The sequence below is a fragment of the candidate division KSB1 bacterium genome (assembly GCA_022562085.1).
In the GTDB taxonomy this organism is placed as follows: domain Bacteria; phylum Zhuqueibacterota; class Zhuqueibacteria; order Oceanimicrobiales; family Oceanimicrobiaceae; genus Oceanimicrobium.
In genome coordinates this window covers 21,353-32,742 of record JADFPY010000015.1, presented here as the reverse complement: position 1 = coordinate 32,742, position 11,390 = coordinate 21,353, and the positions used below count along the sequence as shown (strand labels likewise).

Below are 11,390 nucleotides of genomic sequence, written 5' to 3'. Positions count from 1 at the left end.
TGAGCCAAATGTCGATGCGTTGTTTGTAGCCGAAGTGCCTTTCCGAGGAACGCAGCACGCACTGGTTAAAATCAACAATCGAAGCGAATTGACAGCCATCGATGATGCGGGAGATTTCGCCTTCATCGTCTTCGTGGAATTCAAAAAGCATGCTGTTATTCTCCAGGCCTGAAATGCCGGGAATCTGCACGATTTGCGCCACCGCGGTTTTGAAACTCGGCGAGATAATTGTGTCCACATAAATACCAGCATGGCTGGCCGCTCCTTGTTTAATCAACTGGGCTAATTTTTCTTTCGACTCCTTTTGCGTCGATTCATCCAAAGGGCCTTTAATATAATGGATAAAAGTGCCAAAGCCGTAGTAATGAGAAATCCATCTCAGCAAATCAAATGGGGCGAGACGGGTGAACGAACTCGATGAAATCGCGATAAATGACGGCCGCCAATTGGATAAAGCGACTACGGCCTGCTTTCTTTGAATCAGCACCTGCAGTCGACGTGTGAGTTGAAACAGCACGCCCTTTATCATGGCCGAAAGATCGTCTTCTTCCTCGCGGCCGCGTTTCAGGCTCAGGTATATCACAACAATGGCTATAAGGGATAAGAAAGCGTAAACAGGCGCCATCTGGAACATCATGATAAAACAAGCGAGGGCGCCAATGAGTGACAAGTACCATTTTGAACGAAACGTCGGGCGATAGGAAGGGTTGCCGGCAAAGTGCTCCAGAAAACTCACTAAACAGAGAAAGCCGTAGGTAATCATAAAAAACATACTAATGATCTGTGCGACAAAGTTTACATTGCCCAGCGCTACAACCGCAAAAACAATACCTGCAGTAAAAATAGTGGCGTTCATCGGTTCATTCGCTTCGCCCCGGCCTTTTGCTAAAAATTTACTGACCGTAGCAGACGGAAAAACTTGATCGCCGCCTAAAGCTTGCAGGGTTCTGGGGGCGATCAAAATCGAGCCGATGGCCGATGAGATAGAAGCCGCAGCGAGGCCGATGGGAATGATCGGTCCCCAAACCGCGATTTTGCTCATGGCAAATTGATCGGCGGCCAATTCCTCCGGCGATAAACTGTAAGCCATCTTAATCACAACGAAAAAATAAATGACCATCCCGGCCAGAGTTGCAGACAACGTTCCTAAAGGAATGGATTTGCGTGGATTCTTTAAATCACCGGAAAGGCCGACCCCGGCGGTCATGCCGGTAAACGCGGGAAAAATAATCGCAAATACCACAAAAAACTTGTCCGGGTTTTGTACTTTGGCAAATATGTCCAAGCCGGTAGAGCCGGAGCTAGAGCTGGAGCTGCCAATAAAGAACATAAATAATGATAAAGCCAAAGTCGTCACCACAACCCAAAGCACCGTGACCCCCAATTCTGCGCCTCTTGTGATCATGAGAACAAGCAGGAGGACAGTTGCCGGAATACTGATCATCCAGGTCTGCGGTTCGATGCCAGTGAGTCCTTCAAACCAGCCGAACGCAGGGGTAAATGCCTCGGCAAATGCGATCATATAAAACGCGATAGAAATCGCCTGCGAGAAATAAAGCGAAATGCCGATGGTCCCCCCTACCATCGAGCCAAAGGAGCGGCTGATAATGAAATACTCGCCGCCACCCTCAACTTTCAGATTGGTGGAAATTTCGGCGATGGCCATGGCAGTCGGGATGGTAATCGCATGACCGATGAGGATGATCAAAAATGCGCCGAACAGGCCGACATGAGCAACTGCATAACCGAATCTTAAAAACAGAATCGCGCCGAGAATGGTGCTGATAGCGGCCAGAAAAACCGGCGCGGTGCCAAAACCGTGGCCACTTGATTTTCGTGTCAAGATTTTTCTCCCTCGGAATTAACCCTTTAAAACTTCATCGAGGCCAAAGAAATAGACCCGTTCGCCACTGAATTTCTGCTTTTCGGAATCCCATGGAAACAGGATGACAACCTCAAACTCAATGTGCTTGCCCGTGGGTTCATAATTCAACCATTTCCCTTGATGAGTTGCAGTAACATGCGCTTCCTCAAAAACACCCTGCGGGCCGATCACAATATTTTGCAAATCAAATTTGACGTCCGGAAACGCCCCAAGCAGCTCGGTGTAAAAGCGAGTAGCCCCTTCTTTGCCGTGCCAGGCGTCGCCTGTTTGCGGCAGTTCATAAACGCAATCATCCGTAAGCGTAGCCATCAATCCGGCGATATCGCGGTTATCCTCTGCAATCGAATGTGCTTTCCATTCTTTGCGAATCTGCTCATAGAGTTCCGGGCTTATGTCGCGATTGAGTTGCTCTATTACAGCTTCGTGACTCATTTAAGCTCCTTTTTACAACAAAATATCGCTCAATATATCGCTTTTTATTTGGTTTGTCAAAAAGAAAATCTCGGTTTTACATGCTCCAATCTCAAAAATAATTGAGAAACACTTTTTTCACTTGATTTTGCTCCGGCATTTATTTAAATAATAATATTCATGAGGCTTACTCATGTCATTTTCCAATATAAACGGAGAAAAAAATGTGGGACAGTTTTCGTAAAATCGGATTTGTTTTGGCGGCGATAGTCATATCCGTTGCCATTTATTTGACTTTTTATGCAGAGGAGGAGGTCAAGCAGAGTGTACTCGAATACTCTCTGGATTTGATGGGAGAAAAGCTCTTAGCGCTCGTGCCGGACGGAACAGAAAAAAATAAGCTTACTGAACTATATCAAGATTTTAAGGAACGAGCAACAAAAGGCGATGTTGCCCCCCAACAGATTGAGAGTATGGCTGCAAACATTCTTAACACCGGCAACACAGAAACTGCACTTACGCCCCAACAGGCCGAGGGGATTTTGCGGTCTGCAATGCTGGCGCCGACACCCATCTCCGAATTGCTTTATATAGAACTCGGGTCCGGCGAGCCGCCTCAACTTGCAAGAGCCCCGAAGCCCGAAAGATTACAGTTTGTAGGTAAACGGGTAAAAACAATGTTTGAGTTGAATGAAAAAATCTATATTGCCATAAAGAAAAATAGGGTAAAATACCATGAAAAAGCAAGGCAAATACATTACCGGGTAAAGGACGGGCTAAACATCATAATGGACGTCAGTTTGAGATCACATCTGGACGAGGAGGAGTTTAAAAATCTTGCAGAGCAGCTAAAGGCTCTGGAGCAGGATCGGGTTCTGAAATGGGAAAAAGACCTTTCGGTAGCGCTAGAGAAAGAGATGGCAGCTTTGCAAAACTTTCTTGATGAACTTAAAGAGCAGAAAAGTTTTGAAATTTTAAAGGAATTAGAGTCTTTGAAAAGCCTGGAACATCTCAAACATATACCGGTTATCGATCCTGACTCTATACGCAAAGTGGTTGAGAAGAGCTTGCGAGAAGCAGGGATTCGTTCTCGAAAAGAGCCTCATGAATAAACCCATATCGTCTGGAATCTCCTTAGTATGCATTCCCTTAATCTCATAAAACTTGCTGCACAAAAACTTTGTTCTATGGATTCGATTCGGAAATTGACTCTGTGAGTGAACCTGGGAAGTGGAATTACTCTTTGATCTCGAATTCTCCTCCGTCTCGCTTTGCGATGGTTCTTTTATGATGCTCGATGCTCGCATTAACCCCATCCAGTATCACGCATCCAACCTCGCCTGGTGCGCTCATCTCACGTTATAGTTATCAAAACTAAGTTCCGGTTTGTCCGGTTTGATTAATCTAGTTCTTCAAAAAAGTTTTGTAATCCTTCCCTCCTCCTGTCTATCTGAAATCGCAATTCATTGTCATCAAATTTATAAGCTGCATCATATTCAGCAAGCGCACTTTGAAACTCTCCTGATTCTTCCAAGCACCGGCCGTGATAAAAGTGCGACCACGGTTTAATCCATTTTTCTTTCACATTTTTTAAAGCCCCAATTTCTTTAAAGTCTGAAATTGCTGTCTGAATATTCTTTTCCTCAAACTTTGTTTTGGCAAGATGATATCTTAGCTCGGGTATTTTGGTTTCGGGATAATCCTCGCTGTTTAATTCACATTTTTCAAGAGCTTGTTTGAAAGTACCCATAGCATCCTCGTAAGATTTTGTTTTAGCAAAATTCTTCCCAAAAATTAAATCTCTCTCAACCAGAGACATGGGTTTGTTAAGTCGTTCCCGGGCAAGTTTATAGGCGCGATTATTATGAGATTTTTTTACTTGTCGGTATTTTTTCAGCGCGTCTTCATGTCTGCTAACCATATCATAACACAACCCAATTTTATAATTTACCAGAGCCAAAACTCCTTTTCGCGCTTTATTTTCAGAAGCCTTGACAGCAAATGACTGCCGATAAAAAGAGGCGGCTTTGTCAAACTGGTTCATTTCAAAATAAGCATTCCCCAGATTGTAAAATAAAAACATTTTAAAAATCGGGTACCGTTGTGCGGCCTCTTGCGCCAACCCGGATTTAAACGTTTCGATTGCCAGAGAGTGAGCGCCGTTTCGCTGATAATTCTCGCCAAGAAAACTTAAGAAACCCGAATTTACCGGATAAAGCTCTGCCAACTCCTTAGAATACTGCAAGGCTTTTTCAGATTGTTTTTCAGTGTACAAATAAATATTCCCCAGGAAAAGCATGGCCTCGGCTTTTGAATACTTGCCGTTTTCAGCGGCAGACTGCAACTCCTTAAGTCCGCGCACTCTGTCTCCTTCAATGCCCAAAATGGCGGTTACCATCTTGATGAATTTGGGAATCACATCCGCGTAGTAATGATACAAGCCCAGTCCCAAATAAGCGTCGTAGTAATTCGGATCGACGGCCACTAATTTTTTTAAATACCTAATGCCGTCTTTGCCATACCAGTAAGCCCTGAGCCAATTACTTTGCCCGCCGTGATAAGCAGCGAGATATATACGGATCGTCCCCAGGTAAAATAGCGCGTCCAGCCTTTTTTCTTTATCCGGTAAATTTCGCTTGGAGAGTTTTATCGCCTTGGAGGTAAGTTTTTTGAATCTCTTTTCAACATCCTTACTCCACCCCCATTGCAGTATATAAAAATAATTCACCGATTGCAGAACATATCCAAGTGGATTTTTCGGCTCGAGTTTCATAAGTTGATCGAAAACTTCGGTCGCCTTTTCAATTTGCATGTTGTAGCCGTACTCGATCCCTTCGAGGCTGAGTTGATGATAGACATTTTTATCAGAAGCCGACGCATTTGAGCTAAAGGGAATAAAAATTAAAATTGTAATGAGAACGCTAATCATTGTTCCATTTATCGAATTTCTCTCATTAATGAATTAACATAATCCCTTACCTTAAAATGGTTCCATTTTCAAAATAAATCCCTGAGATTTATCACCTCAGAGACCTCAATACTGATTGATTAATACGTACAAAAACCAAATGACATCCTGATGCCAAAGGACAAAGGCGGAATCCAGGTCGATCATATCTGCATTATAAGACTTGACCGAAAAGTCCAAATTTGCTAGTTTTTACTGTCTTTGCGAGGCGTTTTTTGCCGAAGCAATCTCACGCCTGACTAATCAGGAGATTGCTTCGCTTAGAAACGCTCGCAAAGACGGCCATATCTATATTTTTCGGTCAATCACCAATTCGCTTTATCAGCTTGTTTTTTAAACGATATTTTTTTAGATTTCAACTATGAAGAGACTTTTCCGAAATATCCTTCTGGGATTTGCTATCTGGACCGCCTACAACTTCCTCAATGCCGGAATATTATCCATTCAGGAAAACATGTCTTACTCTCTCGCCTGGTTTTCAACTGCAGTTGCCAACTACATGATGGCGCTTTTAAGCATTCCACTCTGGTATTCTTGTAAAAAATTCCCTTTTAATAAATCTTCGAACATCCGATTCTTTGGCATTCATTTCTTAGCAAGTATCTTTTTCACATTAATTTGGCTGTCTCTGACTTATGGTTTTTACTGGGTTACATCCGGCGAAGCTGTGGTTAAATTCTTGTTCTCGCAAGGTGTCCACATGTGGCAGTTCCTGGACGGCCTCACGAAATATGGTCTATTGGTTGGCATTTTTTACACAATTAGTTTCTATCAAAAATTCAAAGAAAAAGAGTTGAAAGAGACCGAGCTCCACCTTCTTACAAAAAACATGGAACTGCAAAATTTGAAATCACAAATTAACCCGCATTTTTTATTCAATGCCCTAAATTCGGTGAATGCTTTGATGGCTAAAAATCCGGAAAAGGCCCGAACGATGAATGCCAAGTTAGCCGAGCTCCTACGCTTTTCTCTCGAAGGTTATGAAAGCAAATTCGTGACTTTGAACCAGGAATTAAAATTCATCCGCAACTATTTGGACATTGAAAAAATTCGCTTTGGGCGCAAACTCAGTATAAAGGAAGAAATCAGTGGCGATGTCCTTGAAGAAAAAGTCCCGAGTATGCTACTGCAGCCCATTGTCGAAAACGCCATCAAACACGGCATCTCCAAGGAAGCAAAAGGCGGCGAGTTAACGATTCGCATTTTTAAAGAGGATAGTCTGCTAAATTTCGAAATTGCCAATACCGGAAAATCCGCGCGAAACGGCAAACTGCAGGATTGTTTTGACAAAGGGATTGGTTTAAAAAACACCCACGAACGGCTAAAACGAATTTACGGCGACCCGTTCGGGTTAGAATTAAAGAATTCACCCGAAGAAGCTTTTACAGTTAAAATTAAAATTCCTCTCAGCGAAAAATCATGACTGACGAAAAAATCCGGACAATCCTGGTCGATGATGAATATCTGGCGCGTCAGATGTCGAAGGAATACTTGGCTGACTATCCGAACATTGAAATCATCGGTGAATGCAACAGCGGCAAACAGGCGGTCAAAACCATAAATTCGCTCCAGCCCGATTTGATTTTTCTAGATGTGCAAATGCCGGAATTATCAGGGTTCGGGGTGCTCAAAAAACTTAAACAGATTCCATTCGTGATTTTCTCAACCGCTTATGACAAATACGCTTTGCAGGCATTTGAAGTCAACGCAGTGGATTACCTGCTGAAACCGTATGACCGCAAGCGTTTCGACCAGGCCGTGCAAAGGGTTTTGGATAGAATTCAAAATAACGACACATCTGTCGAACAGCTGAAATCTCTAATAAAAAATATTCAAACTGACCAAGCTGACACAAAACGCCTTTGGATTAAAGAGAATGGCTCTCTGAAACCTATCAAGCTTCAAGAAATCGATTGGATTGAAGCAATGGATGACTATGCCTGCCTCCACCTTGGAAAAGCAAATCATTTGGTCAACCAGACTATGCGAGAATTAGAAACAAAACTGGATGACAAAATGTTTATGCGCATCCACCGCTCGACGATTGTGAATTTGGACAGCATTCAGCAACTTAGACCGATTGGTGACGGGAGCTACCAAGTGATTTTGAAGGATGGTACGAAACTGTCTCTCAGTCGTGGTCAGGCGAAGAAGTTAAAGGGGTTGGTTATATAAAAAATGGAAAAGATCACAACCGTTCTTTACAAAATTTTGATTTGAGGCATTAAATAAGACCTCCCGAATCTTTACCAGCCTTCGGGAGGTTAGCATGGAGTCTATTTCAGTAAGATCATTTTGCGCGAAATTGATTTGGAACTTGTTTTAAGCTGGTAAATGTACACCCCGGTTGCAACCTGCCCACCAAGATCATCGTGTCCATTCCAGCGCGCGGTAAAATAACCTGTCTCTTTCTGTTGGCTATCTATCAAGGTTCTAACTCTTCGTCCCAGCAAGTCGTAAATCACAATCGAAACTCTACTCGCTTCAGGTAGGTTGTAGCGGATGCTGGTTTCCGGATTAAACGGATTCGGAAAGTTTTGCAGGAGTTCAAACTGTTCGGGTACCAGGCCGATGTCACCCGCTTGGGTGGTAGCAAACTGATGACTGCCAACAATAAGTTTAAGTTTTTTCTCTGCTCCGTCCTTACCGGACTTAAACGAATAAACAGAATTTGCCCGTAAATTATGGGCGCTTTGCACTGCTTCATCAATTAAGTGGACTTCGGCATTGGCGGGAAAGTCACCCAAAAAATCGAACGATAATCTAACATCCGCATAAGCTTCGTTGGTATTCACATCAAATTGCCACACCTGCTCAGAAATGCCAGCCGGTCTGAAATCAGTACTGAATTCATCCGTCGGCAAGTTCCATCCGGGGTGCGCAAATGAGACTTTTAAGAATTGGCCAATCACGGGTGGTTCTGCTAATTCGAAATTATCAAACCCCGGCTGAGCATTTTGTAAAACGCCGGCCCAGTTTTCCAAATCATGTATTTGGCCGACCCGCCCGGATATTTGCACAGCCCAGTCTCCCGGTCCAAAACCAAGATCGGCGGTTACTTTTGAAACTGTTCCCGGGGCAGCCCTGGGGCGGACAACAAGATACATATCATCCTTGCCGCTATCGCTGGTGACAAAAAGGGCATATCCTTTCCAGGTTTCCATAACATCTGTAATATTCCAGCCGCCGGCATAGGACCGCAGTGATACAATTGAATTGGAATTAATAAGGGATAACGATTCTTTATGCACTGGGAAATTGAAAGGCGTCGCAATCAGATTCCAACCTTCGTAAACTTGAACGGTATCATTACAAACCGTGCGCCTGGTTTGACCTGGCCCACCATCGACAATAACATTTTCCTGACGTGTGATAATAAAGTAGGACCGACCCGGAGTAAAATCTCTGGCCGTCTCCGCTTCAACGAAACAAAGTTCCGGATTCTCAGGACAGCCGGAAATCGAACCATCATTCTTGAAGTCAAAAAACCGCCACATCGTATCATCGTATGCCCCCAAATCGTCCGCCAAAACCTGCATGACCTGGCCGTTGTCCAGGTCGTATGGCACTGAAAACAACTGATAGGAATTTGTAGTATCTCCGGCAACTAAAGGCACAGGGCCGCCGTCGATGTCAATTCGAAAATCACCTTCACCCTCCAAACGAGTGCGAACCGGAAACCAGAGGGAATCGGAATCACACAGTGATGAAATGGGTCCGGCTGCCATATTACCGAGATCGTCGGTGGCAACAACCTGGTATTCGACGCCGCGTTTGGTAACGCCTGCATCCGGAATATCGAGAATATAAGTATCGGTTCCGGAAATTCGAGTTAGTCTTCTTGAAGGCTCTTCCGACTCAGCGCCGCCAAAGCGATAATGCAGCCGGATGCTCGAAGTGTCAATGCTGACGTGGTCGGTTATGGTCACAGTATCGATGAATGCCTGTCCCAGATTGGCGATATTCTGGGCATCGGGGAGAATCCGGGTGATATTGGGCGGGCACATGTCAAATCTATAACGCGTCAATGCATAATTGTTCGCATCGACATTTCCAGCTGAATCTGCCAGCCAGAAATAAAGTGAATCGTCACCACAAAGTTGCTCTGAATTGAACGGGACTGTAAACAATTCCGTTTCCCCGCTGGGCGGGTTAAATTCATGGCTGCCATCAAAATCTGTCGAAGAACTAGGTGGATCCTGATATTTCCAGAATACCTCAACTGCATCCCTGCTATTTCTCGATTCATCAACTGGAATATTCAGAGTCAATCTAAAAGCATGATTTGCACTAAACCACTGAAGCTCAGGGATGGACCGGCTTGCGATGGTGGGGATTCCCGGCGGGTTGATATCATAGTAAAAAAAATCTTCAGCTCTATTCGCCCAACTGCTGTTTCCGATGCCGTCCTCAAGCCAAACATAGCAATACCATTGTCCGGAGGTAATTCGATTCAAAAGCGGTAAACTGACGCAACTGGCATTGGGCAGCAAAACAATCCTTCCGCCGACGCTGTTTGCGGTCCGACCTGTGTCAGGTCTTGCTGATTGCGTGGTAGGCGTTCTTGAAAAATAGTACCAAACGGCCGCGATGCCGCTTGGATCAGTCACAGGATCCCAGCAAAGGCCCAGGCTGCCGGCACTGATCAGTCTTCCAATGTCAAAATTAACGGATAAACCTGTAATCGCTGGCGGAGCTGCTTCATCGCTGGCATGACCAGACAAGGAAACTGTCCGGATTGGCGTTATGCCATCATCACTAAAAATTTGCATAAGTGCATTATAGAAAACCCGGTCTGCCGGCGTAAAGGTCACATCGACATTTTTTGTGGAATCCGGTGGAATGGTAAGCTCTGTTGCTGAAACCGTAAAGACTCCGCTATTTGTAAAAATATTTGATACATTTAAAGTGTCACCAAGACTGGCATTAGCGGCTTTGGGATTACTAACTAAGAAAGAAAGGGTACTATCAGATCCGACTTCAACTTTGCCAAAGGGCAGCGAGTCAAGCGAGTCAACCGAGTTAGAAGATACCTCAATTCTCGGGCCTTTCCCCGAACCGAACAATTGAACCGTGTCCCTGCGCGAAGTCTGAAAGCGATCGTCGCTTATGATCGTCATATTTTTTGAATAAGAAGTTCGTTGCGTCGGATTAAACTCAACAGTGACTAATCTGCTCCCGTTTCCAGGTATTGGAGGAAACGAGCCGATTGGATTTACCAATCGAAATGGTGAGGGCACGCTGATACCCGAGACATTGAGTTCGGCACAGCTTTGATTATTGATGGTCACAGTCATAGTCGGAGGGCCAAGAGGAGGGCCAAGAGTAACAGTGCCAAAATCTACGGTAGTCGTATCCAACAGAAGTTCACCGCTACGGCAAATGAACAAAGTTTTATTCAGGCCTGGATCTGTGCTTAAAGTTGTATCCATCTTGACTCCAAAGACACTCTCAGCATCGAAAACTTGAAAAATATATTCGCCATCCGCCGTAGAGGGGTTTAAATTGGAGACTATAAAATCTCCGTGCCAAATATTCCCCGGGGACCAAACAGAACTACCCGTGAGCAAAGGCAGAGGGAAACTTTGGTCAAGACCGAATTTTACGGTAGGAGAAACCGTTTCATTCATCGGGATCTGGATGTCAAATTGCAATTCTACTGTAACACGGCCATTACTCGTTTCAGTAACTGTATCGCCGGAAGAAACAAGGAAATTGATTTGAGTCAATACCGGCTTTGTTTGTGCCCCGACAAAAGTTGCGGAAACACTAAACAGGAGTACGTAAAACAACGTAGTCATTTTTTTCATTGAAATCCTCACCACTAATTTCATCTGGCAATCAATGTAAATATAAATCCGTCTAACGAGTGAATCGTTTTCGAAATAACATTGCAATGGGTCGGTATGATGTGTTTGGGTGTTAGAAGTGTAAGAGTGTTAAAGACTTTTCTTCCTAAGTTATTTTATTTTAGATACTTGAATCCCTTAACACCTTAAACACCCAAACACCTGAACACTTCTCTCCTCAATGCTACGCTATTTACAGAACGTTGCACTAGTTCGATCCTCAATCTATTTGCTTGCAAAATTCAAAATCATTTTGCATTTTTATTTGTTAATTTGT

The 11,390-nt window shown here is 44.0% G+C and carries 7 protein-coding genes; 3 read left to right on the top strand and 4 right to left on the bottom strand.

Annotation, left to right across the window (positions count from 1 at the left end):
* Both IH879_02775 and IH879_02770 read right to left on the bottom strand, forming a co-directional pair.
* On the bottom strand, window positions 1–1,843 hold a 1,843-nt coding region (locus IH879_02775; protein ID MCH7673860.1), incomplete at its 3' end, for an amino acid permease.
* An 18-nt stretch (window positions 1,844–1,861) separates the two neighbouring features.
* Window positions 1,862–2,317 carry a nuclear transport factor 2 family protein gene (locus IH879_02770; protein MCH7673859.1) on the bottom strand — a complete coding sequence of 152 codons (456 nt, stop codon included), beginning with the start codon at window positions 2,315–2,317 and terminating at the stop codon, window positions 1,862–1,864.
* Between the two features lie 203 nt (window positions 2,318–2,520).
* Between IH879_02770 and IH879_02765 the strand changes: the two genes are divergently transcribed.
* A complete protein-coding gene (locus IH879_02765; protein MCH7673858.1) occupies window positions 2,521–3,408 on the top strand; it encodes a hypothetical protein in 888 nt (295 codons plus the stop codon).
* A 287-nt stretch (window positions 3,409–3,695) separates the two neighbouring features.
* On the opposite strand, the gene IH879_02760 is transcribed toward IH879_02765, so the two are convergent.
* Window positions 3,696–5,225, bottom strand: coding sequence for a hypothetical protein (locus IH879_02760; GenBank protein ID MCH7673857.1), 1,530 nt, complete (start codon window positions 5,223–5,225; stop codon window positions 3,696–3,698).
* Window positions 5,226–5,625: 400 nt separating this feature from the next.
* Here IH879_02760 and IH879_02755 point away from each other — a divergent pair, with 400 nt between their 5' ends.
* Together IH879_02755 and IH879_02750 are read left to right on the top strand one after the other, a co-directional pair.
* Window positions 5,626–6,687 carry a histidine kinase gene (locus IH879_02755; GenBank protein MCH7673856.1) on the top strand — a complete coding sequence of 354 codons (1,062 nt, stop codon included), beginning with the start codon at window positions 5,626–5,628 and terminating at the stop codon, window positions 6,685–6,687.
* Entirely contained in the window at window positions 6,684–7,439 is a 756-nt protein-coding gene (locus IH879_02750) for a response regulator transcription factor (protein MCH7673855.1), read from the top strand. Before IH879_02755 ends, IH879_02750 begins: the two co-directional genes overlap by 4 nt.
* Window positions 7,440–7,540: 101 nt before the next feature.
* Here IH879_02750 and IH879_02745 read toward each other — a convergent pair whose 3' ends face one another.
* Window positions 7,541–11,074 carry a choice-of-anchor D domain-containing protein gene (locus tag IH879_02745; protein MCH7673854.1) on the bottom strand — a complete coding sequence of 1,178 codons (3,534 nt, stop codon included), beginning with the start codon at window positions 11,072–11,074 and terminating at the stop codon, window positions 7,541–7,543.
* Window positions 11,075–11,390: the final 316 nt, after the last annotated feature.